General features: G+C 46.4%; 22 protein-coding genes and 3 pseudogenes. 9 read left to right on the forward strand and 16 right to left on the reverse strand.

What is annotated here, in order from left to right; translation table 11 throughout:
- Positions 1-5: 5 nt before the first annotated feature.
- Both AC0VYG_RS21490 and AC0VYG_RS21495 read left to right on the forward strand, forming a co-directional pair.
- A pseudogene (locus tag AC0VYG_RS21490) lies at positions 6-155 on the forward strand (hypothetical protein); the annotation flags it as partial.
- A gap of 60 nt (positions 156-215) precedes the next feature.
- Positions 216-656 (forward strand): annotated as a pseudogene (locus tag AC0VYG_RS21495) (ISAs1 family transposase); the annotation flags it as partial.
- A 172-nt stretch (positions 657-828) separates the two neighbouring features.
- On the opposite strand, the pseudogene AC0VYG_RS21500 reads toward AC0VYG_RS21495, so the two are convergent.
- The 6 genes and pseudogenes from AC0VYG_RS21500 to AC0VYG_RS21525 form a co-directional block, all read right to left on the reverse strand.
- A pseudogene (locus tag AC0VYG_RS21500) lies at positions 829-993 on the reverse strand (transposase domain-containing protein); the annotation flags it as partial.
- Between the two features lie 79 nt (positions 994-1,072).
- On the reverse strand, positions 1,073-2,323 hold the full coding sequence (gene ltrA / locus AC0VYG_RS21505; RefSeq protein WP_475429917.1) for a group II intron reverse transcriptase/maturase: 1,251 nt from the start codon (positions 2,321-2,323) through the stop codon (positions 1,073-1,075).
- 468 nt (positions 2,324-2,791) lie between these two features.
- Positions 2,792-4,231, reverse strand: coding sequence for an IS66 family transposase (gene tnpC / locus AC0VYG_RS21510; RefSeq protein WP_475429918.1), 1,440 nt, complete (start codon positions 4,229-4,231; stop codon positions 2,792-2,794).
- 26 nt (positions 4,232-4,257) lie between these two features.
- Positions 4,258-4,620 (reverse strand): IS66 family insertion sequence element accessory protein TnpB, encoded by a 363-nt coding sequence (gene tnpB / locus AC0VYG_RS21515; RefSeq protein ID WP_475429919.1) that lies wholly within the window; start codon positions 4,618-4,620, stop codon positions 4,258-4,260.
- 35 nt (positions 4,621-4,655) lie between these two features.
- Positions 4,656-4,949 (reverse strand): IS66 family insertion sequence element accessory protein TnpB, encoded by a 294-nt coding sequence (gene tnpB / locus AC0VYG_RS21520; protein WP_475429920.1) that lies wholly within the window; start codon positions 4,947-4,949, stop codon positions 4,656-4,658.
- Positions 4,950-5,028: 79 nt separating this feature from the next.
- Positions 5,029-6,030, reverse strand: a complete 1,002-nt coding sequence (locus tag AC0VYG_RS21525) for a hypothetical protein (RefSeq protein WP_475429921.1) — start codon at positions 6,028-6,030, stop codon at positions 5,029-5,031.
- Positions 6,031-6,435: 405 nt separating this feature from the next.
- Between AC0VYG_RS21525 and codA the strand changes: the two genes are divergently transcribed.
- From codA to AC0VYG_RS21540, 3 genes are read left to right on the forward strand one after another with little or no spacing between them, the layout of a single operon-like run.
- Positions 6,436-7,689: a cytosine deaminase gene (gene codA / locus AC0VYG_RS21530; RefSeq protein ID WP_475429922.1), complete on the forward strand. Its 1,254-nt coding sequence runs from the start codon at positions 6,436-6,438 to the stop codon at positions 7,687-7,689.
- Positions 7,690-9,099 (forward strand): DUF2868 domain-containing protein, encoded by a 1,410-nt coding sequence (locus tag AC0VYG_RS21535; protein ID WP_475429923.1) that lies wholly within the window; start codon positions 7,690-7,692, stop codon positions 9,097-9,099. It begins immediately after the preceding gene.
- Between the two features lie 2 nt (positions 9,100-9,101).
- Positions 9,102-10,463, forward strand: a complete 1,362-nt coding sequence (locus tag AC0VYG_RS21540; protein WP_475429924.1) for a DUF3482 domain-containing protein — start codon at positions 9,102-9,104, stop codon at positions 10,461-10,463.
- Here the strand turns inward: AC0VYG_RS21540 and AC0VYG_RS21545 are convergent.
- Complete coding sequence (locus AC0VYG_RS21545) at positions 10,460-11,179, reverse strand: 1-acylglycerol-3-phosphate O-acyltransferase (protein WP_475429925.1); 720 nt, start codon at positions 11,177-11,179, stop codon at positions 10,460-10,462. The two genes, AC0VYG_RS21540 and AC0VYG_RS21545, sit on opposite strands and share 4 nt — an antisense overlap.
- Positions 11,180-11,413: 234 nt before the next feature.
- Between AC0VYG_RS21545 and AC0VYG_RS21550 the strand changes: the two genes are divergently transcribed.
- Both AC0VYG_RS21550 and AC0VYG_RS21555 read left to right on the forward strand, forming a co-directional pair.
- Complete coding sequence (locus AC0VYG_RS21550; protein ID WP_475429926.1) at positions 11,414-12,490, forward strand: PfkB family carbohydrate kinase; 1,077 nt, start codon at positions 11,414-11,416, stop codon at positions 12,488-12,490.
- The gene (locus AC0VYG_RS21555; protein ID WP_475429927.1) at positions 12,487-13,404 is read left to right on the forward strand and encodes a pseudouridine-5'-phosphate glycosidase; all 918 of its coding nucleotides are present in this window, start codon (positions 12,487-12,489) and stop codon (positions 13,402-13,404) included. The genes AC0VYG_RS21550 and AC0VYG_RS21555 overlap by 4 nt, the downstream gene beginning before the upstream one ends.
- Positions 13,405-13,434: 30 nt before the next feature.
- Here AC0VYG_RS21555 and rlmF read toward each other — a convergent pair whose 3' ends face one another.
- Entirely contained in the window at positions 13,435-14,421 is a 987-nt protein-coding gene (gene rlmF, locus AC0VYG_RS21560; RefSeq protein ID WP_475429928.1) for a 23S rRNA (adenine(1618)-N(6))-methyltransferase RlmF, read from the reverse strand.
- Positions 14,422-14,487: 66 nt separating this feature from the next.
- The gene (locus AC0VYG_RS21565) at positions 14,488-15,441 is read right to left on the reverse strand and encodes a LysR family transcriptional regulator (protein WP_475429929.1); all 954 of its coding nucleotides are present in this window, start codon (positions 15,439-15,441) and stop codon (positions 14,488-14,490) included.
- A gap of 120 nt (positions 15,442-15,561) precedes the next feature.
- Between AC0VYG_RS21565 and AC0VYG_RS21570 the strand changes: the two genes are divergently transcribed.
- Together AC0VYG_RS21570 and AC0VYG_RS21575 are read left to right on the forward strand one after the other, a co-directional pair.
- Positions 15,562-16,512, forward strand: coding sequence for a DMT family transporter (locus tag AC0VYG_RS21570; RefSeq protein ID WP_475429930.1), 951 nt, complete (start codon positions 15,562-15,564; stop codon positions 16,510-16,512).
- 127 nt (positions 16,513-16,639) lie between these two features.
- Positions 16,640-17,056: a CBS domain-containing protein gene (locus AC0VYG_RS21575; RefSeq protein ID WP_475429931.1), complete on the forward strand. Its 417-nt coding sequence runs from the start codon at positions 16,640-16,642 to the stop codon at positions 17,054-17,056.
- Positions 17,057-17,116: 60 nt separating this feature from the next.
- Here AC0VYG_RS21575 and AC0VYG_RS21580 read toward each other — a convergent pair whose 3' ends face one another.
- From AC0VYG_RS21580 to AC0VYG_RS21610, 7 genes are all read right to left on the reverse strand, one after another.
- On the reverse strand, positions 17,117-17,470 hold the full coding sequence (locus tag AC0VYG_RS21580) for a DUF6164 family protein (RefSeq protein ID WP_475449878.1): 354 nt from the start codon (positions 17,468-17,470) through the stop codon (positions 17,117-17,119).
- 433 nt (positions 17,471-17,903) lie between these two features.
- Positions 17,904-18,479 (reverse strand): DUF3833 domain-containing protein, encoded by a 576-nt coding sequence (locus AC0VYG_RS21585; protein ID WP_475429933.1) that lies wholly within the window; start codon positions 18,477-18,479, stop codon positions 17,904-17,906.
- A 65-nt stretch (positions 18,480-18,544) separates the two neighbouring features.
- Complete coding sequence (locus AC0VYG_RS21590) at positions 18,545-19,282, reverse strand: hypothetical protein (RefSeq protein ID WP_475429934.1); 738 nt, start codon at positions 19,280-19,282, stop codon at positions 18,545-18,547.
- Positions 19,275-19,805 carry a DUF2878 domain-containing protein gene (locus tag AC0VYG_RS21595; RefSeq protein ID WP_475429935.1) on the reverse strand — a complete coding sequence of 177 codons (531 nt, stop codon included), beginning with the start codon at positions 19,803-19,805 and terminating at the stop codon, positions 19,275-19,277. Before AC0VYG_RS21595 ends, AC0VYG_RS21590 begins: the two co-directional genes overlap by 8 nt.
- 5 nt (positions 19,806-19,810) lie before the next feature.
- Positions 19,811-21,079 carry a class I SAM-dependent methyltransferase gene (locus AC0VYG_RS21600; protein WP_475429936.1) on the reverse strand — a complete coding sequence of 423 codons (1,269 nt, stop codon included), beginning with the start codon at positions 21,077-21,079 and terminating at the stop codon, positions 19,811-19,813.
- A gap of 43 nt (positions 21,080-21,122) precedes the next feature.
- Positions 21,123-21,911, reverse strand: coding sequence for a DUF1365 domain-containing protein (locus AC0VYG_RS21605; RefSeq protein WP_475429937.1), 789 nt, complete (start codon positions 21,909-21,911; stop codon positions 21,123-21,125).
- Positions 21,902-23,155, reverse strand: coding sequence for an NAD(P)/FAD-dependent oxidoreductase (locus AC0VYG_RS21610; protein WP_475429938.1), 1,254 nt, complete (start codon positions 23,153-23,155; stop codon positions 21,902-21,904). The genes AC0VYG_RS21605 and AC0VYG_RS21610 overlap by 10 nt, the downstream gene beginning before the upstream one ends.
- Positions 23,156-23,173 lie beyond the last annotated feature (18 nt).

Here is a 23,173-nt window from a genome sequence, read left to right on the forward strand (position 1 = left end):
CTGGCTGGGAGGATATTGAAAATTTTGGAGAAGAGCATCGCCTCTGGTTACAGGAAAAAGGGCTTTTTCCTCAAGGTGTACCAACTCACGATACCATTTCTCGTATCAATTCTCAACACAACCCAATTTCGACAATGCTTTATCTGCTGGGCTAAAGCCGTGTCAAAACGAACCGCTGGAGAGATCGTCGCCATCGATGGCAAACACTCAGAAGTTCTTATAACCGAGAGAACCGTCAATCCGCTATTCACATGGTAAGTGCCTTCGCCACACCCAATGGTGTTGCCATGGGGCAAATAAAGACAGAAGAAAAGTCGAATGAAATCACGGACATCCCCAAGCTTCTAAAGCTTTTTGATATAAAAGTCTGCCTTGTCTCTATTGATGCCATGGGATGTCAAAAAGATATTGCAAAGCAGATTGTGACACAAAAAGGCGATTACCTTTTAGCGGTAAAAGGTAATCAAGATGGCTTACATCGTGCGGTTAAACAAGCCTTAGCTGAGAGTGTATCTCTTCCTGTTGATCCGGAACAGATAAACATTGCTCAGGGCCATGGACTCTACGAGGCCAGAGAATATAAGGAGAGACCTTTGCATGGTAAGGCTGTAAGCGTGCGGCAATCACCACCTAGACACGTTACGTTTTTTGACTGAACCTATTTCGCTGTTGCTAACTTGCATCAGACGTATAATCTCGATAAGGTATTTATCAGACAGAGGGCAAACGGATTTGCTTAGCTTTCAGGATGAAGACTCTGTCTCTTTTCAGGATGACTCAGTCGCTGCAAGGACGCAGCAGGAAGACCCTTTATCTTTATTCTCAAACTTAAGCCAGCTTGATATTCCAAGGCAGTAAATCGTCCAGATTCTTTCCCTCTTTACGTTTCGGCAGTGCGTCGAACAATCTGACTAAATAATCGTACGGGATAAGTCCATTGGCTTTGGCGGTTTCGATAATACTGTAAAGCATGGCACTGGCTCTCGCGCCATTGCCAGTATTGGCAAGTCGAGTCAGCAAGGGGGAGTTTCACCCCCAAGCTGCTCACAGAACCGTACGTGACAGTCTCCCGTCATACGGCTCTTGGTCGCACATTTGATGCACGAAGTAATTCCCAATGAGCAAAAAGCGTTGGCATGCTTTTACGTACTTGATCAAGCTTGCGCTCCGCTTCTCGCGTGCCTATTTTCAGCTTGCACCTTGCCCATTTAATCAATCTTGATTGAAAAACAGACCAGATACGATAACTGAAGTGTCGGTACCAAAACTTGCCATAGTAGTGTATCCACCCTCTTAACGAGGCATTGTACCTCTGTGCAAGTTCTTTCAATGTGGCCCCAGATGATCGATGTATTCGCCACGACGTGATCGTTTTAGTGATTCGTTTCATGGCGCTCATCGAGGCACCCGCCGCGCATTTTCTAAACAAACAACCGTCTTTTCGCCTAAGCGTTCTAACCTTGAAATCATAGCCTAGGAACGTGAAGACTTTCTTTACATTATGGCGTGGAAACGTATCTATGTAGACCACATTCGATTTGCTCTCATTGATACTCAATCCCACTTCTTCCATTCGTCGTTGGATCGCTTCCTTTAACTTCACCGCCTCTGACATTCGACTGCAATGACATACTATGTCGTCTGCATACCGTTCAAACGGTACATAACGCCAATGTTTGTCCATCCATTGATCAAAGGCATAGTGAAGAAATAGGTTCGCCAAAATGGGCGAGATAACGCCGCCTTGTGGCGTACCACGCGCACTCTGGGTTAGGGTATTAGCTTTGCTTGAGTCCATCATGGGGGCTTCCATCCACCTACGACAGTACAATATTACCCAACGTGGCATATCGTGGTGTTCTAACGCTTTCACCACCAGATCATGACTAACGTGGTCAAAGAAGGCCTTAATATCTACCTCTAATACCCAGCTTTTAAAGCGACAGTTACGCTCACATTGCGTTAACGCCATATGTGCTGATCGATTGGGACGATAACCAAATGAGCTATGATGAAATAGCTTATCTAGTCGTGTTTCCAAATAAATCTTGACTGCCCCTTGTGCGATACGATCACTGATTGTTGGAATACCCAGTATTCTGTCTGAACCATCCGCTTTAGGAATTCGCTTTTCACGAACCAGTGGCGGTAGGTAACTACCAGAACACAAACGGTTCCATATCTTATAAAGATTACGGTCTCTGTTGTGATCAAATTGCGTCATTGTTTGGCCATCGCAACCCGGCGCACCTTTATTGCGCTTGACCGATTTATACGATTGCCACACGAGAGACTTGGGAATCTCAAATGCTTTGCCTTGCATTAAAACGTCATCCTCTTTAAAAAAAAAAAGTTGTGTTCTAACCAATTCGGCGACCCAGACCCCTTCGCTCCAGCGCCATTACAGCGCATTCGACACTACTACGAGTCTGTCCGTCCCTACTGTATGATACGTGCTAGCAGTAGGTTCTCACGTTCCCTAAGCTGGCCTGTCTGGAAGTCTCGCTGCCTTAACACCGGATGCCATGTAGTCAGTTATCAGGTATCCACTACACTTATCAGGGGGTGGCTGTACAACCCCTTTTTGACATCACCTAAGATTTCGATGCTTCTTCGAACAGTTCACTTTCGTTCGACTCTTCCAGACTCACATGACGGTAGTATTTCCGCCTTTTCCTGAGTCGCTCACTACCGAAGACCTTAATCAACAGCAGCATCAGGTAGTTTGATCAGTGCGCCTGAACATCCTGATCGGAGGGCCTTCCTCCATCCAACTTAGAGCATGGATTCATTATGCTGCAATCTGTTCTACATCATAATGTCTCCTTCGTGACACACACAACCAGTTTTTGCGTCCGATGACGAAGGGTTTGATGGCTCGTTCAGCGCGATTGTTGTCGATGTTGATCCGTCCATCGGTTAGGTAAATGTTGAGTTTGTCCCATTGATTCAGGTTGTATTGGATGGCTTTGCCAAGGGTGGTGCTTGGCGGCACGTGTTTGATCGACTTTTCAAGCCATGCTTTGTGTTGGGCTAGGATAGTGGGAGCATGTTCTTGTCGGACTTTTATCCTCCCTTCTACCGTGTCCTCTTGGCTGGCTAGATGTTCGACGGCGTAGAGTTTGTTGATTTGGCTGATCGCTAGAGTCGCCTTTCCCGCTTTGCCTTTGGGCATGGCTTTTTCTGCTTCAATAAATTTTCGACGTGCGTGTGCCCAGCAACCAGCCAGCTTGGCATTGGTCGATTCGTACGCTTGGTAACCATCCACATTAAGATAGCCGTCGAAGCCTTGTAAAAAGTCGACCGCGCATTGACCGCGTCTCGTGGGCTGGAAGTCGTATAGAACAATATTGGGGACTGGGCTCGTTGGATCCGGTCCATCCTTACCTGTGCAATACACCCACATATAACATTTAGATCGGGCTTCTTTGATCACGTTGAGCGTGGTTTCATCCGCTTGGATAACCGGTTGCTGTCGTAAAATATGGTGCAGTCGATCATAAAGGGGTTGTAAGGCATCCGCACCTTTTTGCATCCAATCCGACATGGTTCGTCGGCTTAACTCAATGCCGTATTGCTTGAACATGGCTTCTTGTCGATACAAGGGCAAGCTGAACTGGAACTTTCCTGTGATGATTTGACTCAGCAAGCTCGGGGTGGCGATGCCTTTGGGGATAATACAGGGCGGCATGACCGCTTGTTTGATGGCATTCTGTGTTCCCGTCTGTTCGCACTCGCGACACGCATATTTAGGGCGAAGCGTTTCGATGACTTTCAGTTGTGCTGGGATAAAGTCTAATTTTTCAGAACGGTCTTCACCGATACGATGAAGCGTCCCTTGGCAACAAGCGCAGACTTTGTCGGACTCGGCAATATCAAGCACCACGATGTCGCGCGGAAGGTCTTTCGGTAACGGTTTGCGCTTCGGTTTTTTTCGAGTGTAAGAGACGATTTGTGTTTCAGGCTCAGCGTCGGTGTCTTCCGGCTCTGCCACCATTTCGTCAAACAGCTCACCTTGCCCAGGCGACACTTCCGAACTTTTACCAAACTGCTTTTGCTGCGCCAAGCGCCATTGCTCTAAAATCAGTTCATACTTGGATTGCCATTCGACAAGCTGTGTGTCTTTTTGAGCTAACTGCACCTCTTTTTCACCCAACGATAATGCTTGCTCAAGCAAAAGTGTCTTGAGCAATTCAACGTCATTGGGTAAGTCATCAGGAAGCCCTTTCATGAGGTGGATTATACCAACTAAATGGGCTATTCGTCATGATATCGGTAGGTTAAATGTGGATGTGCCTCTTGAGAATGAAGAGGCAGGCCATCTAGTAACCAATTAAGTTGTCGAGGTGAGATGTGAAGTGACAACTGTTCATCATCAATCCTCGGCCATTGGAAACGACCTTTTTCCAATCGTTTGTAATGCAGCCAAAAACCATTATTAGACCATTGCAGTATTTTGACTTTGTCACGTGCTCGCCCACAGAAGACATACAATTGTTCGCTACAGGGTTCTTTTTCGAGGTCATAGGCAACGATATTGCAGAGTCCATCAATGGCTTTGCGCATGTCAGTGGGACCACAAATGAGGGTAACATTAAGTTGAGAGGACGCGGTAAACATGAGCCTGTTGTTCCTATTCAATAAAACAACAGACTTTAGGGAGTTTGAAGAAGATTAAAATGTGTGGTTTGCCACACGCTTACATCAATCCCCGGCCATTGGAAACGACCTTTTTCCAATCGTTTGTAATGCAGCCAAAAACCATTATTAGACCATTGCAGTATTTTGACTTTGTCACGTGCTCGCCCACAGAAAACAAACAACTGTTCGCTGCAAGATTCTTTTTCAAGGTCATAAGCCACAATATTGGACAAACCATCAATGGCTTTACGCATGTCAGTGGGACCACAAATGAGAGTAACGTTAAGTTGAGAGGACGCGGTAAACATGAGTCTGTTGTTCCTATTCAATAAAACAACAGACTTTAGGGAGTTTGAAGAAGATTGAAATGTGTGGTTTACCACACGCTTACTTTTCATCAAGTGACAATACATTGAGCGCTATCCATGGCGACACACTGGGCATAATGCCTAGCATATTTGGTTTGGGGTCAACGATTGGAATATTCGGAACAAGTAATTCCCAATCCGACAGTGCATCCGGAATGTTTTGCAACCATAGCGGATGAACCATCGCTCGGCCTGGTGCAAGAGGAACAAAAGTATTGTCTATATGAATAGGGTTATTGTGCTGATTCTCAATAATATGGATCGTAAACTCCTGACCAAGGTGCCGTTGCAGCCAGTCAATCCCTGCAAGATTAGTACATTGGTCTCGCTGTGCAATAATGTCCTTTCCGCAGCGAATAAAACTTGCGGCGTCGAATACTGGCTCATCTTCTCGGGTAAGGTATGTTCTGGGATCGGTATTGGGTTCTGATCGAATACCATTAGGATCGTATAATTCATCGCGAAGCATGGGACGGGGAGCTGCGGCCCAACGTGCACCACGTTGATAGTATTCTTGAATCAAAGGTCGGTAGGCAAAAGTCTCAAAATATCGATGTCGCCACGCACTGGGGTTCTCGATGATTTGATCTCCTATTACCAGTAGCAGATCTCGTGGATTCATAACATTGTAGCCAGACTTTTCAGACCAATAGGGAGTAGAAAAGGAGGCAAGCGAGTCAGCAGGCGATGGCCTTCGCACCATGACCCCTTCGCTTTCAAGGATCTTAATAACCCCCTCAATCTCTGCCTCGGCTTTTAAAACCATTTCGGTTGGAGCTGGCTGAGCGTGATAAAACCGTCGGTATAATTGTTTATTGCCAGGAATATGAGAACCATAATCCCAAAAATGATCCAACATCCTAGTTGATGCGCCCAACGCAGAACCAACTATGACTTCTTCGAGCGGGTCCCATTCATTCCAAACATTCACGGGACTTGACCGCATAACCGTAGCACTTTCCTTTTCCCGAAGATGCCTTTTTTGATCAGTGAGCTTCTGTTGATCATCGAATGTCGCCATAAATACATTCCTGAATGCAATCAATTTACACAACGGTAGTATGAAAAATACACTCTACTCGCAGCCTAAGGAGATACAATAGCCACCATCGCGATTTACACTTAATTTATTGACATACCATAGGTTCATTGACTCATAAGGTCATGAAAAACAAAAGCTTATAACACCTTTATTGATACTCTGAAGATCGCTTCTTTTCGAATACAATACACTAAGTCAAGTAACTCATCGCAATCCAACGGTTTTAATGAATCAACAAGGAGAACTCGGCAGATGCAACACACGACACGTGTTAGTTTGCGAGAAAACGTTCGCTGTCCCTTTGCCTTTAGCAAAAGCATCAGGTAAAACAAAAGCCTAGGCGACTAGGGTTACTAACAGAACGACGTATCAGGAGAGTGGAAAGTGAAGATCATCAATGCACGCTTAAGACAGCAAACAGCACTTTATACCATCATAGTCGAAAACGGTCTGTTTGCTTCAATTCAACAACAAGACCAGCCCGTCGTTTTAGACGCCTCCACTGCCGGCGACGATATTGACGCCCAAGGTAAGCTGTTTTGTGCGCCTTTTGTTGAGCCCCATATCCATCTCGATGCCGCTCTGACGGCGGGAGAACCGGAATGGAACCGCAGCGGTACCTTGTTCGAGGGCATCGAACGTTGGTCGCAACGTAAACCCATGCTAAGCCCTGCCGACATCCATCGCCGCGTGAAAGACACCTTAGCCATGCTGATTGACAATGGCGTGCAGCATATTCGCACACATATCGACACCACGGATCCCTCTTTGGTTGCCATGCGCACCCTGTGCGAACTGCGTGACAAGCTAAAAGACGTGCTCGATATTCAGGTGGTCGCGTTTCCGCAGGAAGGCATCCATTCCTACCCCAATGGTGAAGCCTTGATGACAGAAGCCATGGAAATCGGTGCGGATGTGGTTGGTGGCATTCCGCATTTTGAATACACCCGCGAACTGGGCGAAAAGTCCGTAAAAACCCTGATTCAACTCGCGCTCAAATACGACCGTTTAGTGGATGTGCATTGCGATGAAATCGATGATCCAAACTCGCGTTTCCTAGAATTCTTAGCCCATGAAGCCATGCAAGCAGGCATAGGCGACCGCGTGACGGCCAGCCACACTACCGCCATGCATTCTTACGATAATGCCTACTGCTCCAAACTGTTCCGTTTGTTAAAACATTCCGGTATTCACTTTGTTTCCTGTCCAACGGAAAGCATCCACTTGCAAGGCCGCTTTGATTCCTACCCGAAACGCCGTGGTTTAACCCGTGTCAAAGAACTTACCGCCGCTGGCATGAATGTGGGCTTCGCACAGGATTCCATCTTCGACCCTTGGTATTCTCTGGGTAACGGCAAGTTATTACGCTCCTTGGATTTTGGACTGCATATCTGTCAAATGATGGGCTATGACGATTTCGTTCATGCATTAGATTTTATTACCGACAACAGTGCTAAACTGATGCAGTTGAAAAATTACGGTGTGAAAGAAGGTCATCCTGCCAACGGCATTTTACTCAATGGGGAAGACGATTACAGCGTCCTACGCAATCAAGGAGAGGTATTATTCAATATGCGTCACGGTAAGATTTTGATGCAACGACAACCGTCGACTGTGATCCAACGAGTATCTTTGTAAATGGCTTTGTCTACACGTGGAAAATTGTCTATCGCGGCTTGGTTAGAAAGTCACACCGACTTTCGCTTACCCAGTCGTGCAGCCAATCTCGAAGGCGCCTTAAGCAAACTGGATGATCCGCAAACGAAAAGCGCTCGTCCCTTGGGCAAGAACGCACAAGCAGAGACCAAACCGGCCAAAAGTTACTTAGCACAATGCGAACAACTACAACGCTATTTTAAACTGGGCCTTTATTTTCTGTTCGCTGTGACGTTTCTTTTGGGATTATTGGCCGTCCCCCCAGCCTTCGCCGTGTCATCCTCTGGCAAGGTGAATATCTTTTGGTTATTGATCGTGATGCTGGGTTTTCATGGTCTTAACCTAATCATTTGGTTGATTGGCATGTTAGCGCTGGGTAACAACACCAGACAGTCAAAAGGTGTGTTACTGACCAGCTTAATCTTCATTAATAATAAGATCAGCAAACACTCCAATATCAACACAGATGCCAGTTCGGCCTTTTGGCATTGGCAGTGCCCTGCTCATTCTAATAAATGGCTATTGAGTTCTATTTCACACATCGCTTGGTTCAGCTATTTACTGGCTGGTTTTTTAATGACCTTGCTGCTCCTGCTCACGAATCAAGTCAATTTTGTTTGGGAGACGACTCTATTAGGCGACCAGCAATTTCTCTGGATCACTCAGCAACTGAGCGCGCTACCTCATTGGCTTGGCATTAGCGTTCCCAACCAACTGGACATACTGGCCAGCCGTGTGGACATGGTGTCACAAACCGCCAGCACTCGTCAGCATTGGGCGACACTGTTGCTTGCCAGTATCATGCTTTATGGTGTTCTACCTCGCTTTTTATTGAGTACTTTAAGTATCGTTATGTATCGAATAAAACGCTTAACGCTCCCTAAGAACACCCAAGAAAAAGCCATTGAACGACGCTATAAAGAACAAAGCGAAGCACGTGTGGTTGATAAAGAGAGAGCTGTTCCATCTCCCGCTTCAGTAAACAAGGCAACCCACTCTGAAAACCCTGTCATTCAGCCACTAGACACTCATGCCCTTGGGCAAATTTGGGGCCTATTTGAATGGAGCCAAGCCATCCCAGAAAGCCTTTATGGGGCGGAAGAACAGATGGTATTAAACGATGCCACGCAGCAACAGGCCTTTTTACAGGCCACTTACCACAAGCCGCTTTATCTTTTGGTTGATGGTACCCACAGCCCAGACCGAGGCTCACGACGCTTTCTTTCTCAAGCGGTCAGCGCACACCCTAACGTGTCTCTGGTAATTCGCGAACACGCATATGAAGGGGACGAAGGGAAAAGTACGTCACTGTTTGTCGACGCTTGGTTACGCACTGGATTAGAAGCAGGCATTCACCCTGATTCTATCTTTCGTTTCGCTGAGGAGGAATAGCCATGTCGATTTCACTGTTAGTCGTTGGTCACGCGAATACGGGCAAAACCTCACTGATTCGAACCTTGTTACGCCAACAGAACTTTGGCGAAATCAGTAATCAAGCTGGCACCACTCGCCATGTAGAAAGCGTCGCCATCAAGGTGAATAACAAAACCTTATTGACCTTAATTGATACGCCCGGCTTTGAAGACTCGATTGGCTTATGGGAAGCACGCCAACAAGCCCCCTTTGATCAATACCCAGGGAACCGTTGGATCGCTCCCTTCTGTCAAAGCCATTTAGCAGAAGACCACTTCGAACAAGAAGCCAAGATTCTTAAACAGCTCAACCAATGCGATATCATCCTCTACGTGATCGACATTCGCCAAGCACCGCTGGGGAAATATCTTGACGAACTCACCCTACTCGCCAGCGCCAGTAAACCCATTGTGCCCATTTTAAACTTTAGCGCCTCCGATAGCGTGCACTTAGCATCATGGCGACAAGTATTAGCAGAGCGCCACCTTCATGCGGTTGTGCGTTACGATTCTGTCGCCTTTTATTTTGAAGATGAAAAACGCCTTTATCAGAGTTTGCAAAGTTTGATGCCAGACCACTATGATGACATAGAAACACTGCTCATCAGCCGAGAAGAAGCCGCACGCTCACGCAAAACCTTCGCCATCGATAACCTTGCCGACTTACTGATTCAGGCCGCAAGTAGTCGCAAAGTATGCGACCGATACCCACCAGCACCAGACGATGCCACAGCCTTTGAACAACAGATTCGCCAACTAGAAAGTCAATTTATACATTCATTATTAACCCTCTACGAGTTTCGTGAAGAGGATGTCATGCCGGCGGCATTTTCTGTGCAAAGTGGGCAATGGCAGCAGGATATTTTTGCACTCGATACTCTCAAAGCATGGGGCGTGAGCACGGGTGCCAGTGCCATGACGGGGGCCGCCATTGGCGCAGGGGTAGATGTGATGACTGGCGGCTTATCCCTTGGTGCCGCCACTTCCTTAGGGGCAATTCTTGGGGCTTCATGGCAAACGGGACGACACTATAAAGACACGCTGAAAAGCAAGTTTACCAAGCGCCATTATTTGTGTGCGGACAGTGCTACATTGAGTCTCTTGTGTTTACGCGGCCTAGCCTTGATTGCTCATTTAGACCAACGGGGTCATGCCTCACAGCACGCCTTTACGCTCAATAAACATGACGATAACGACACCAACAAAACCATTATTAACGCGATAAAACCGCTGTGGAAAAAAGCGCGTCAACATCCAGAATGGGCGACACAAAGCTTACCAGCGAATCACGCTCTCAAAGCCGCCATGACAGAGCAACTTCTTGATATAGCAACAGCCAATTAACGCTTGGCTAGCTCCTCGTCCAAACGCGCTTTGGTTTCATGCATTTGTGACTCACATTGCCTCATGAGCTTCACCACGTCGGTTTCCTTTAATCCCTCCGTGCTAATAGGTGGTAGCATCTCAACAATCACTTTCCCATTATTCCAGCGGTTTAGTTTCACTTGCTCATGAGTATTACTGCACACCACAGGGATAACAGGCACACCCGCTTGAACCGCTGCATGAAAAGCGCCACGTTTAAAAGGCAACCAGCCACGACCTCGGCTACGGGAGCCTTCTGGAAACATCCAAATAGACAATCCTGTCGATTTCATACTGGTCACCACTTGGTCGATTGTCTGGATGGCTTTTTTGCTGTTATTACGGTTAATAAGAATATTGCCACTCGCCCAATACAGCGCACCAAAGAAAGGAATCCATCGCAGGCTAGTTTTCCCTACCGTCACCGTACCTTTAGGAAAAACCGCAGCGACAGTGAACAGGTCAAAGTTATTCTGGTGGTTGGCGATATACACAGCTTGCGGAACGACTTCAGCTTCTGGTGATACTCGCCCTTCTACGGATAAGCCAAACAAGGTCGCCACTTTAGAGAATATCTTACCTAAACGGTACACCCTATCTTTTGAGGTTAAAGTACACAGGCACATAATAATACCACCCAGTGTCACCCCAATAATTAGTAAGACTAATAACAATATCCGTATTAGAAACAACATAATAACGTTTACCTTACCCTCAAATAATAATGAATCTGATTTTATCCTGTAGGCGTCTGAAAGCAACCCAAGTCAATGGATAACTAGGGAAGGTTTCTATCGAAATGGATACTTTTTAACCACAACAGAAACATTTTCATCATCATAAAACAGCGGTTTTATATTCTTTTTGCTTGACCTGAAGAGAATACTTAACTTATGTTTGTATTTATAACATAAGTTATTGGTACCCCTATGACCGAAATAGAATCTCGTGTTTTCGATGCCGTAAAACGTCACCCCATGGCGTCCCAGCAACAGCTCGCCGACATGCTTGGCATGAGCCGAGAGTCCATTGCTGGACACATTATGCGTCTGACTCGACAAGGGCTCATTTTGGGAAAAGGCTATATAGTGCCGGAGCAAGACAATATCGTGGTCGTCGGCGGTAGTAATTTGGATATTCATGGCAAAAGCTCAGCAACACTACTACCACACGACTCCAACCCAGGAAATGTGTCGCAAAGCCCTGGAGGCGTGGGTCGCAATATTGCGGAAAACTTGGCAAGGCTTGGACTCAATGCGTCCCTCGTGTCCATCGCTGGCTTAGATGCCTCTGGAGATTGGATGCTGGAACAAACACGGCTTGCTGGCGTCAATACTCAACATGTGATTCGTCACCCCGATTATCCCACCAGTACCTATTTGGCAGTGAATGATCACCAAGGGCAATTGGTCGCCGCCATCGCTGATATGCACATTATCGATGCCCTCGACAAACCGTTACTTAGCGGTAAGTTGCCGCTTTTTCATGCTTCCCAATACATTCTGATCGAAGCCAATTTAAGCCTCAGTGCCATTGAATGGTTCAGCGAGCAAGACTTTCAAGCCTTTTGGGTTGCCGATGCGGTATCCGCTACCAAAGCGCCACGGCTCCGCCCCGTACTGTCAAAACTCAATTTGCTCAAGGTCAATCAAGACGAAGCTCGCGCCATTTTAGAAAGCTCGGAAGACAACCCTAAAAAGCTTGCGCAAGCCCTGCAAACCAAAGGGGTCAGCGCCGTGTTACTCAGCTTAGGCAGCCAGGGACTGCTCTATCAAGATGACGAGCAGAGTCTTTTGGTACCTTGCTACAGCACGTCACCTATTAGCGATACAGGCGCCGGTGATGCCTTACTGGCGGGTTTTATGTACGCCCAAAGCCAAAGTTGGCCACGCCAACAGCAGCTGGAATTCAGCCTTGCCTGTGCGGGCATGACACTGGAATCCCAACACGCCAACCACCCCAACTTTACCCCACATAACATACAAGAATGGATTAAAGCACGATGAATACGTATTTAGACATCAGCCCTGAAGTGGCTCACGCACTCGCTAACAACCTGCCCGTCGTGGCTTTGGAAAGTACCATTATCTCCCATGGCATGCCATGGCCTGAGAACGCACAAACGGCGAAACAAGTGGAGAAAATCATTCGCGACAACGGCGCCGTTCCCGCCACCATTGCAATTATTGATGGTCGTTTAAAGGCAGGATTAAGCGAAGCGGAAATTGATGTATTAGGCCAAGCAGGTTTATCGGTGACCAAATGCTCGCGCCGCGATCTGCCTTATGTGGTCGCCACGAAACAACACGGTGCCACCACCGTCGCTGCCACCATGATTATCGCCGCCATGGCGGGCATTAAGGTCTTTGCAACGGGTGGTATTGGCGGCGTGCACCGTGGCGCTCAGCAAACTTTTGATATTTCCGCTGACTTGCAAGAACTGGCACAAACCGATGTGGCCGTGGTGTGTGCAGGCGCCAAATCCATTTTGGATCTGGCGTTAACAAGGGAATATTTGGAAACCCATGGTGTGCCAGTATTGGGTTATCAAACCGAATCCCTACCTGCGTTTTACACACGTGAAAGTGACCAAACAGTCGACTTTACGATGCCTACACCGGAAAGCATTGGGGAATTCCTGCAGGCAAAATGGAGCATGAATCTGCATGGCGGGGCGGTTATTGCCAACCCGATTCCAGAAGAATTCGCCATGGACAAAACGACCATCGACAAGGCCGTTAATCAGGCTCTGAGCGAGCTCGACGAACAAGGGATTTCTGGCAAGGATTCCACCCCTTTTTTATTGGCTCGGGTGGCGGAGTTAACCGGTGGGAACAGTTTAGCGAGTAATATTCGCCTTGTGTTTAATAACGCGCAACTGGCCACTAAAATTGCTAAACAACTGTGTGCTTATCACTAAACACGCCCATTTATCGACTCGGCAAGACCATTAGCTTTTCCAGTAATTGTCTTGCCAATACGCCATTTGACTCCCATCCAAAAAGCTCCAGGCGACAAACCGACTGATTTTTTGCCCCTGTGCCATTTTAATGGTGCGCACTTGTGTCGCGCCAACGTCTTTTAATACCCGATAAATTGACTCTAGATGACTCTGCCGTGCCACCAAGGAGGTAAACCAAAAACAGCGATCAGCGTATTGCACACTTTCTTTGACCATGCGCGAGACAAAACCCGCCTCACCGCCTTCACACCATAATTCAGCCGCCGTGCCACCAAAATTCAGCACAGGCTTTTCCGTTTTAGGAGCTTCACCTTTCACACCACGCCATTTGCGTTTGGTTTCCCCGGTCATGGCTGACTCGCTGGTATGAAATGGCGGATTACAAAGCACAAGATCAAAACGCTCTTTGTCGTGCCAAATACCATCAAATAATTTACTTGGTTGGGATTGCAGACGGATGCTGACCACGCCTTTTAAACAAGAGTTGGATTTTACGATGGTTTCCGAGGTGGCAACGGCCACGGGATTCACATCGGAGCCGACAAATTGCCAGCCGTATTCTTGGTGACCAATAATGGGGTACACACAATTGGCGCCCACTCCTACATCTAAAGCCTTGACGCCTTTGCCCCGTGGTACCACACCGTTATTGCTGGCGGCCAGCAAATCGGCGAGGTAATGAATATAATCCGCTCGTCCTGGAATCGGCGGGCAAAGATAACCTGGTGGGATATCCCAGAACGACACCCCATAAAAGTGACTCAACAAAGCACGATTGAGCATTTTGACCGCCTCGGGATTGGCAAAATCGATGGACTCATTACCGTATTGATTCAGTCGAACAAAAGGAGCTAACTCAGGGCATGAGTCGGCCAGTAGCGCAAAGTTATAACGCGCCTGATGGGGATTGCGAGGGTGCAGTTCTAACTTATTCGAACGTTTACCCGATAAGGATTTGTTTTTCGAAAACGCCATAATACCGTCAATACTGGAGCAAAAAATCAGTATACCCGAAATTGCCCCGTACAGTGAAAGACGGCCTTAAATCTCCCCTCCATCTATCACGGATTCAGGATAAGGAATCAAGCTGGTTGCCACCTCCCTCACCAGCTGACGGAACCAAGTGGCCGCAGGATCTTGCGAGACAAATTTTGACCAGCCAATAAAATAGCGAATATCGGGAAACGCAACGGGCAAAGGCTTCATAACCAAGCCAAACTGTTCTCGAAAACGCTCGGGCAACAGGCCACTGGTACTCATCAGAAGCTGCGTTCTACCAACGGTTTCTAACGCGGCCAGAAAATAAGGCGTACGCAAAGCAAAGCGTCGTTCTTGAGCACGCTCCCCTAGCACACTGTCACTGATCACCCATCCAGAGCCGCCCATGGTGACCAGTATGTGCGAATAGGCCAAATAATCGTCCATACTAATGCTGTCCTGCCTCGCCAATGGATGATCTTTTGCCATCAAACAGCGAAACGTTTCATAACCCAGTAGCTTGGTTTCAAAGTAAGTCGGCACTCGCACGTACTCGCTGCATAACACCACATCCACACGGGTTTGCGCCTGGCTTAATAAACTCGCTTCTGTGAGGGTGCTGGTTTCTAATATGGCATGGGGCGCGGCTTGATAAAAGCGCTCGGCAATCGCAGGGACATAAGCTTGAGCCTGATAATGGGTGGTTTGCAGACGAAACACTCGCTCACTGGAATGGGGGGAAAACGCACCGCTTTCGTCTAAGCTGGCTATTTTTTGTAGCATTTGCCTAATCGGCGCTTCTAAGGTCATCGCTTTTGCAGTGGGTACCATGGCTTGAGCGGTGCGAATAAACAAAGGATCATCAAATGCTTCTCGTAACCGATTCAATAAGCGACTCATCGCCGATTGACTCAGATTAAGCCGGGCGGCGGCTCGGCCAACATGCCGTTCCTCCAACAAATACAACAGCCCAGTCAGTGTTTTTAAATCCAATTGTTGTAAGGCGTTCGATAACATTGAGCAAAACCCGATTTATGCATAATAGTTAGCATGATTATGCATTGGATTTCATCAATAAAGAAAGTCATGATGGCAATAAGAAAACATGACTGACACTTTTCTGACCAGGAATTCCCAATGCAAACGCCAAAACAGCTTTTTTTATATGGACTTTTTTTCAGCGTTATTACCATTCTATTTTGGGGCATGCTGGCGATTGCACTCAAGCTCACCTCTGGATTTGCTGATCCCATTACCTTGACTTGGCTGCGTTTTTTCGTGGCGGGCATTATTCTTGGCCTATGGCAATGGCAACGGGGTAAACTGTCTGAGTTTCGCCACTTAACACGTCGCGATTACGGCAGACTCATCGCCACAGGCAGTTTTTTAATCATCAATTACACCAGCTTCGCTTGGAGCTTGCGGTATTTACTGCCTGGTTCAGCACAACTGAGTTTTCAGTTCGCCCCCTTGTTCCTCGCACTGGGTGGTCTTTTCTTTCTCAAAGAAAAAGTCAGTGGGTTACAGTGGCTGTGTTTTCTTACCTTAGGCATCGGCATGCTGATCTTCTTCCACCCTGTTTTTGGTACACAGCAGGCCGATACCATTTGGGTGGGCTTTGCGATCATACAGGTCTCCGCCATGGCGTGGTCCATCTACGCCTTGCTCCAAAAATCGTTATTTAGCCGCTTATCCCCTTCCAATATTTTATTGGGGGTCTATGTCTATGCCGCCATTGTGATGCTGCCATTTACCTCACCAAGCCAGTTTTCTGGCATTTCGCTAAGCGATTGGCTAGTAACAGGGTTTTGCTGTCTCAACACCTTGATTGCCTATGGCGCATTCGCCCAAGCCTTACGCTACTGGCAAACGGTACAGGTGAGCGCTGCCATTGCCCTCACCCCTGTTACGGCGTTTGTATTAACCGAATTGTGTGTGTTACTCGGCTGGTGGCCTTCGCTTATTACCTCATCCCATGCAGATACACTGAGCTTATTCGGCATGTTGATGGTCGTGGCCAGCGCCATCAGCGTACAGTTTTTAAGCGTGACCATGGCACGACGCAAACGCACACTCGTCACCAGTTAACAAAGACAACAAAATGTTATAGAAAAACAACAATTTTTATCACGATGAACAGAGCGGGATAAAGCATCCACCACTAGACTGAAAGGAGCAACAAAATCGTTTTGTGCTGAGCCGCAAGGAGAACCGTATGAAGGAGAAAACACTGCTAGTCAAAGATGTGATGTCGCGAGGTGCGTTTTTTGTGCATCCAGAAACCAGCATCACGCAGTGTGTATTAGGACTGGCTCAACATAAGTTATCCGGGGCTCCAGTGGCCGATAACCATGGACAATTGATCGGTTTTGTCTCGGAGCAGGACATGCTTCCTTCTCTAGTACAAAGCGCCTACTATTGCGACGAACCAAGGCGGGTGGGCGATGTCATGCAAAGTGAAGTGCTGACGGTCAACCCGAACGATCATGTATTACAAGTGGCAAAATTGATGGTTGAAGCCAAACCAAAAATTTACCCAGTAATAGAAGACAATCGCTTAATTGGCATCATAACTCGTCGACAAGTCACCAAAGCACTGATTCACAGTCAGGAAAAATGTGTGCCTGTCTAAATGACTCAGATAAGTCGCACACTCACAACACATGAAAGGACGATAAAGGCCTTTCAATGATTATTTGAGTAACGCCCAAAAAGGCAAAATCGTCAGCGCAAGCACCAATATAACACCAATAAAGGTAAAGATACTTTCCGCAGGGTTTTGTCGAGCATGCTGACAATAACCCAGAATCCAATCCCACATAGTTGGTGGTGGTCGATTACTCATGCGCTTGATCTGATCTTCTCGTATCAGCACCAAGGCTTTCTGTGCTTGTTCCTTATCTCTCACCCAAATCCCCGCTAAAGAGATCTGCCAGCGTCCTGCCGAGGTTTCATAAAATGGAATGTCGTGCTCTGCTAGCAGCTGACGAATATCATCCGCTTCTTCATCAGGCACAAATTTAAGTCGAAACACAAGAGTGGCCATTACACGCCTTTCATCAGAAAAAATAGAAACATAGGATACAACGCAGCAAGGATAAGAGAAGGCAGAGGTAAATACAATTTGTAAGCAGTAGCGTGCCAATAAAAAGCCACCCAAGGGACAGAAATACTTTCTTTAAGAGAGCACTATAAACCCCAGAGGTGGCCTTTTATTATAACATTGCAAGGCTTTCCAATAACTAACGTCAAAACAAAACCATTTTTGCCACTTTGTTTTGACAACATCCATTTTCTTAGATTGTGCGAATGAAGCTGAATGCAAGATTAGCTATCATCAAACCGCCAGTGATAATTGTTGGTAATCACTTACACTCTTCCTTGAGTGCTACATTAACTATAACGCTCACACCATAAAAGAAAAAATAGATTAATATTATAAAACCAATAGTTAGTTTTAAATATATTGGTTATTCGCCCTAGGATTCCGGTGATGCTCTTTTCTCAATGACGAGGGTAAGATAGCCAACATCAAAGCCAAACTTACTTAATACGGATTCGTTAATGACCACATTTGGATTCACCATATACATGCGATCGTCCACATTGACATTGATCACATCACCATCATAGGGCACTTGCAGAACGTATTTCATAAAGAGCGCATTGCCGGCCATGTTTAGCGACCCTTTACCAACAACATCACCAGCCGTCGATTCATATCGACCATTTTTTGTGGGAGTGAGCGTCCAAGTGCGTTGCTGTTTTTCCCCATCATTAAAAAGGAAATGCTCCTTTAACGTCCCCACACCATTTTTCCATGAGCCAACAAGATCGGCATTGAAATAACGGATCACCTCACCACTGCGGTTTTTGACAATACCATGGGCCGTTAAGGGCCCATTAAAGAACTGTTGTAATTTGAATTCTGGCTTATTTTTCGCGTAAAGCGCTACATTTGGACTAGAGCAAGCATTCAACATCCCCAAAGCCAATAGCCAAAAGCAAACTCGCCATTTTTGGTTTATTAGGGTTCTGGCCATCACTTTCACCATGTCTATCTCCTTGTTGAGTTGGTCGAATGCTCATCTTCGCCTCCTAAGACATGACCTTTTGGTCACTATTTTTTTACAGGGGCTTTTAGATACTGATATTGGATATCTACATCTGGGTAGTCGCCGTCTCTGTTCGCTACATTGCCACGCCCTGTGTAACGCAATAAACGCTTATCGCTGGGGTCATAGGCAACGACAATAGGATCGACTAACAGTTTTACCCACCACGCCCGGGGCGTCATAGAAAAACACTCGGCCCCTTTTTGCGTCCCAGGTTTACACTGACTGCGGGCAATGACGAAACCTATATCCGTCAGCCGACTCGGCACAACAAACTTCACATCCATCTTGGTGCCGTTATTCAATGCTTGCCAATATTCTTTTATAAAATTATTAAAACCAGCGTCAACCACCATACCTTGTTCATAGGGTAAAGTAGCCACTTCAGGTTGTGACTCACGATTTTTTTGATATGAAATGGTAATCTTCTGTGAATTAGAGACTACTTTTATAACCTCACCATTGCGTCCATTCACTTGCGTGTAACTAGGCGCGATTTTCGACTGGCTATAGTCAATTTTCTTATGCCCGAATACTTGGCCATCTGGCTCAGAATATTCCACATTCTGAATCTCATTATTCAGGGTATGTGTTTCACGATACAAAAGTGCTCCAGTTTTCAGGTCATAGGCTTTACCTACCACTCGATCCACAGAGGCATCCGCCAATACCCACTGACTACCTGTCAACCCTAACAAAAGGGCAATAACAACCTGAAAACGACCAGCGTATAACCTAATCATGAATACGACCTTCATTAGAATATAATCCCCATTGATCACACAAAAAGACACCCAACGGCAAAATAAGTGACCACACGGCACCGATGCTGACCAGCGTTATCCACAAAGGCTTTGCTAATTCAATATCAGACATACTCGATCCCGTTAGGTAGCTCAATACCGGCCCAACAAATCCCAAGCCAGCGCTCAACCAATATCGCCCTTGTAAAAAAGATAAGCTATGAGTAAACAAGGTCGCCACACAAATCCACAAACATAATAGCCATAGCGGTGGAAGCGCCGCTAATCCGGTCTCTTGATGAGCGGATATAAAGACATGGAAGTGGAAAAATGAGCCGTCGACAATGACACCCAGGATGAAAAACAATAGCATCAATTGCCATTCTTTACGTTTCTTTAAAAAGTAATGATCATGTAAAAATAAATACAATAAAGTCGCTAATACCCCATAAACACTGCCACCAAGAACACAAGCGAACCAGGTCGCTTGAAACAAAATGGCTTGCAACAAGGATTTCATCATGTCGCCTATTGGACGGTATTTGCCAGGGCAAAACGGTAGTTTGGTTTGGCAAATACAAACTGTCCCGTACTAATGGCCCTTTCTTTAAACCCGCCTTCACAATAGGCAAAGTAAAAATCCCACATACGGACAAAAACGTCATCAAAGCCCATGTCCATCACCTCTCGTCGAGCGGCGTGGAAGCGCTCACGCCAATCAGCCAAGGTTTTCGCGTAATGCTCTGTGATATCCTCTAGGGCAATGATTTGCATATCGGTCTTTTGTGCAATTTTATGCGCAATAACTTGGTTAGAAGGTAAGCAACCACCAGGGAAAATATACCGCTGAATGAAATCCACGGAGCGGCGCGCGTAATCATAGCGCTGATCCGCAATGGTGATCGCCTGAATCACCATCAAACCATGAGGCTTTAATAAGTCACTGCATTTAGTGAAGTAGCTGTCGTAGTATTCGTGACCAACCGCTTCAATCATTTCAATGGAAACCAGCTTATCGTATTGACCGGTGAGTTCACGATAATCTTTTAATAACAAGGTGATTTGATCGCTTAGACCTTCCGCTTCGACTCGCGCTTTAGCAAAATCATACTGCTCTTGGGAAATGGTTGTGGTCGTTACGTTACAGCCATAATATTTGGCAGCATGAATCGCCATGCCTCCCCAGCCAGTCCCAATTTCTAACAGATGATCTTGCTCGCTCAAGTGCAGTTTCTGACAAATCCGATCCAGCTTATGTGTCGCAGCGTCCTCCAATGAAGCGTTACAATCTGGATAGACCGCAGCCGAATACATCATGGTGGGATCTAAAAATAAGGAGAAGAAATCGTTGCCAAGGTCATAATGAGCAGAAATATTTTTCTTTGAGCCGCGCTGGGTATTGGCATTAAGTTTATGGGCGATTTTAGCGGCAATACGACTCCAAATGGGTCGTTTAGCGTCCATTTTATTGATTAAACTTAAATTCGCGACCATTAAACGAATCACGCTCACAATATCAGGGCTGCTCCACCAGCCTTTCATATAGGCTTCCCCCGAGCCAATACTGCTGTTTAGGCAAATATCGCGATATGCGCCGTTATCATGTACTTTTATATGCGCGATGTAATCCGCACTATCTTTTGTTTGCCCAAACTCATATAGCTCACCTTCCTCTTCAAGGGTTAGGTGGCCGACCTCCAATTTATTTAACATGGCAAACACCATGCGTTTTGCTATACCGTCAAACCAAGTAGGGCGACGCTTTACTTTTTGGTTACTCATACTCACTGTATTCATTCACCATGCCTCTTGTTAAATGCCATTTCTCTGCTGGGCGTTTCTATTTCGAAGCCTTTTCCGACTGGGAGTCAGGGTGAGAGTAAAAAGGCACCCGTTTCCACCATAGTTTAGCGGCTTGCCAATAAATACCTGCGGCGACTTTCATCGTCATCATTGGATAGTTAAACAACACTCGAGCCAACGATGAACTTGTCACAGGGATGCGTTTTAACGATAAAGTCGCATCAAACACACAGCGCTGTTTTTCGTTTTGTTCTTTATTTTGCATGTGGATCGCCAACTTTTTACCGGGTGTCGAACTACGCCAATCATAGAAATGATTCATCGGATGAAATGGCGACACATGCATTTGCTTGCTAAATTGGATACGTTGCGTATTGCGACCCGGATCACAAGATAAGACATATGCGATACGTTCTCCCCAAGGCGTGTTGGTCACTTCTACTAACATGGCACTTAATTGCTCATATTCATCAAAGCAGTAGTAGATGGTGATGGGGTTAATAATGAACCCGAAATAGCGACAGTTGGTGAGCATTCGCACCGCGCCCCGTAAGCTCGTCCCTAGCTCCTTATTCACTTTCTCTAACACACAGGCTTTCAGTGGTCGTTGTTCATCACCAAAATAGTCAGCACGGTTAAAACGCGCCAAGTGCCAAGGTTTCGCTGACCACCAAGGGCTCAAGGACAACACACTGTCTAACTCATCCAGATCCAAGTACATCATGAACACTTGATAACGAAATTCATGGTAACGGGGAGAGAAGCGACGATGACGCACCATCCCTTGATAGATGCCACTGTGCTGAATAAGCGAGGTTACTTCCATTCGACCCCCAAGCCTTGCGCAACGCGAACCCCACTCCAACATCCGTCTTCGTGGAAACCGTTGCGCCAATAGGCACCACAAAACCAAGTACGATTGACACCATTGATTTCTTGCCAGCGGTTTTGGGCCTTAATACCTTCTAAGGTAAAAGTGGGATGCGCGTAATGAAAACGCCCTAGAATTTTATTAGCATCAATCAGATCCGTCTGATTCAAGCTCACAATGTAAGTGGTATCACTAGTAAAGCGCTGCAATATATTCATGTTATAGCTTAATGTTGCAGGTTTGCCTTGTTCGTGACCTAAGTAGTAGTTCCAACTGGACCATGCCAGCTTTTTCTTAGGCAATAACTGCGTGTCAGAGTGCAATATCACTTCATTATTTCGATATGGGATGGCCGATAGAATGGCCGTTTCATCTTGGCTTGGGTCTGCCAGCAAAGCCAAGGCCTCATCACTGTGACAAGCAAAAATCACTTGATCAAAGGTTTGCGCCTCACCCTGTTCGAAGTGCACAACCACCCGATCTGCGAGGCGTTCAACTTGGCGAATCCCTGCATTGAGAACAATCTTATCGTTAAACGCCGCCACTAAAGGGGTTAGATAAGCCGAAGAGCCGCCCTTGATCACTCGCCATTGAGGGCGATGATTGACACTCAATAAACCATGATTTTTAAAAAAACGGACAAAGAATAACAGCGGGAAATCCATCATTTCCTCTAAGGTAGACGACCAAATCGCACTCCCCATGGGAATCAAATAATGACTGGCAAACAGGTCGCCATAGCCCTTTTCCTTCAGATACTCCCCTAACGTCACACTTTCTTCTAAACGATGACTTTCCAGATCGGCAATGGCTTCCTTATTAAAGCGCATGATGTCTTTTAGCATCCCCAAATAGGGCAGATTAAAAAGGTTACGACGCTGAGCAAACAGAGTATTGAGATTATTTCCGCCGTATTCCAATCCGGTTCTTTGACAGCTCACGCTAAAGCTCATTTCAGTGGGAATGGACTCGACGCCCAACTCATCCATCAAACGAATAAAATTTGGATAGGTCCAGTCATTAAAGACGATAAAGCCCGTGTCGATATTCCGTGTTGTATTGCCCTCTTTCACCTGAACGGTTGCGGTATGGCCACCAATACGTTCTGCCGACTCAAATACGGTCACCTCGTGCTCTTGCTGTAGTAAGTAAGCACTGGTTAAACCCGATATCCCCGAACCAATTATGGCAATTTTCACTCATTCACTCCTCATACA

The organism is Marinomonas sp. 63XJN7_7_ISO-PGPR-S23-202 (genome assembly GCF_056173505.1).

What these genes read in the sequence shown, in the direction of transcription:
- ltrA (WP_475429917.1), bottom strand. Translation starts at nt 2,323, where the DNA reads ATGCAAGGCAAAGCATTTGAGATTCCCAAGTCTCTCGTGTGGCAATCG.
- tnpC (WP_475429918.1), bottom strand. Translation starts at nt 4,231, where the DNA reads ATGAAAGGGCTTCCTGATGACTTACCCAATGACGTTGAATTGCTCAAG.
- tnpB (WP_475429919.1), bottom strand. Translation starts at nt 4,620, where the DNA reads ATGTTTACCGCGTCCTCTCAACTTAATGTTACCCTCATTTGTGGTCCC.
- tnpB (WP_475429920.1), bottom strand. Translation starts at nt 4,949, where the DNA reads ATGTTTACCGCGTCCTCTCAACTTAACGTTACTCTCATTTGTGGTCCC.
- AC0VYG_RS21525 (WP_475429921.1), bottom strand. Translation starts at nt 6,030, where the DNA reads ATGGCGACATTCGATGATCAACAGAAGCTCACTGATCAAAAAAGGCAT.
- AC0VYG_RS21535 (WP_475429923.1), top strand. Translation starts at nt 7,690, where the DNA reads ATGGCTTTGTCTACACGTGGAAAATTGTCTATCGCGGCTTGGTTAGAA.
- AC0VYG_RS21540 (WP_475429924.1), top strand. Translation starts at nt 9,102, where the DNA reads ATGTCGATTTCACTGTTAGTCGTTGGTCACGCGAATACGGGCAAAACC.
- AC0VYG_RS21545 (WP_475429925.1), bottom strand. Translation starts at nt 11,179, where the DNA reads ATGTTGTTTCTAATACGGATATTGTTATTAGTCTTACTAATTATTGGG.
- AC0VYG_RS21550 (WP_475429926.1), top strand. Translation starts at nt 11,414, where the DNA reads ATGACCGAAATAGAATCTCGTGTTTTCGATGCCGTAAAACGTCACCCC.
- AC0VYG_RS21555 (WP_475429927.1), top strand. Translation starts at nt 12,487, where the DNA reads ATGAATACGTATTTAGACATCAGCCCTGAAGTGGCTCACGCACTCGCT.
- rlmF (WP_475429928.1), bottom strand. Translation starts at nt 14,421, where the DNA reads ATGGCGTTTTCGAAAAACAAATCCTTATCGGGTAAACGTTCGAATAAG.
- AC0VYG_RS21565 (WP_475429929.1), bottom strand. Translation starts at nt 15,441, where the DNA reads ATGTTATCGAACGCCTTACAACAATTGGATTTAAAAACACTGACTGGG.
- AC0VYG_RS21570 (WP_475429930.1), top strand. Translation starts at nt 15,562, where the DNA reads ATGCAAACGCCAAAACAGCTTTTTTTATATGGACTTTTTTTCAGCGTT.
- AC0VYG_RS21575 (WP_475429931.1), top strand. Translation starts at nt 16,640, where the DNA reads ATGAAGGAGAAAACACTGCTAGTCAAAGATGTGATGTCGCGAGGTGCG.
- AC0VYG_RS21580 (WP_475449878.1), bottom strand. Translation starts at nt 17,470, where the DNA reads ATGGCCACTCTTGTGTTTCGACTTAAATTTGTGCCTGATGAAGAAGCG.
- AC0VYG_RS21585 (WP_475429933.1), bottom strand. Translation starts at nt 18,479, where the DNA reads ATGGTGAAAGTGATGGCCAGAACCCTAATAAACCAAAAATGGCGAGTT.
- AC0VYG_RS21590 (WP_475429934.1), bottom strand. Translation starts at nt 19,282, where the DNA reads ATGATTAGGTTATACGCTGGTCGTTTTCAGGTTGTTATTGCCCTTTTG.
- AC0VYG_RS21595 (WP_475429935.1), bottom strand. Translation starts at nt 19,805, where the DNA reads ATGATGAAATCCTTGTTGCAAGCCATTTTGTTTCAAGCGACCTGGTTC.
- AC0VYG_RS21600 (WP_475429936.1), bottom strand. Translation starts at nt 21,079, where the DNA reads ATGAATACAGTGAGTATGAGTAACCAAAAAGTAAAGCGTCGCCCTACT.
- AC0VYG_RS21605 (WP_475429937.1), bottom strand. Translation starts at nt 21,911, where the DNA reads ATGGAAGTAACCTCGCTTATTCAGCACAGTGGCATCTATCAAGGGATG.